The organism is Pseudomonas brassicacearum (genome assembly GCF_003732265.1).
GTDB lineage: Bacteria > Pseudomonadota > Gammaproteobacteria > Pseudomonadales > Pseudomonadaceae > Aquipseudomonas > Aquipseudomonas brassicacearum_D.
The window spans coordinates 1-736 of sequence record NZ_MOBK01000071.1; the positions used below are offsets into that span (position 1 = coordinate 1).

The 736-nt window shown below is 58.6% G+C and carries 1 protein-coding gene; it reads right to left on the minus strand.

Annotated elements, in window-relative coordinates; genetic code table 11:
• The coding region (gene trkA / locus BK660_RS30090) for a Trk system potassium transporter TrkA (protein WP_123436399.1) at window positions 1-736 on the minus strand (736 nt) is incomplete at both ends.

The following is a 736-nucleotide window of genomic DNA, read 5'->3' on the forward strand; positions in this document are numbered from 1 at the left end:
AATATGCTTTTTATCCACAAGGAACAGAATCACATGGTCGCCCGCCTCGATCACCGTGTCATCGTGGGCAATGATCACTTGTTCATTGCGGATCACCGCACCAATCGTGGTGCCGGGCGGCAGGCCGATCTTCTCGATCGGTTTGCCGATGACCTTGCTCGACTTCGCATCACCGTGAGCAATCGCCTCGATCGCTTCTGCGGCACCGCGACGCAATGAATGCACGCTGACGATATCGCCACGGCGCACGTGGGCCAGCAGCGTGCCGATGGTCGCCAACTGCGGGCTGATGGCGATGTCGATGTCGCCGCCCTGAATCAGGTCGACATACGCCGGGTTGTTGATGATCGTCATGACCTTCTTCGCCCCCAGCCGTTTCGCCAGCAGCGACGACATGATGTTGGCTTCATCATCGTTGGTCAGCGCGAGGAAAATATCGGCGTCGGCGATGTTCTCTTCCAGCAACAGATCACGGTCGGAGGCGCTGCCCTGCAACACCACAGTGCTGTCGAGGGTGTCGGACAGATAACGGCAACGCGCCGGGTTCATCTCGATGATCTTCACCTGATAACGGCTTTCGATGGCCTCGGCCAGACGTTCACCGATCTGCCCGCCGCCCGCAATGACGATGCGTTTGTAGGTTTCGTCGAGGCGGCGCATTTCGCTCATGACCGCGCGAATATTCTCACGGGCGGCGATGAAAAAGACTTCGTCATCCGCCTCGATCACCGTATCG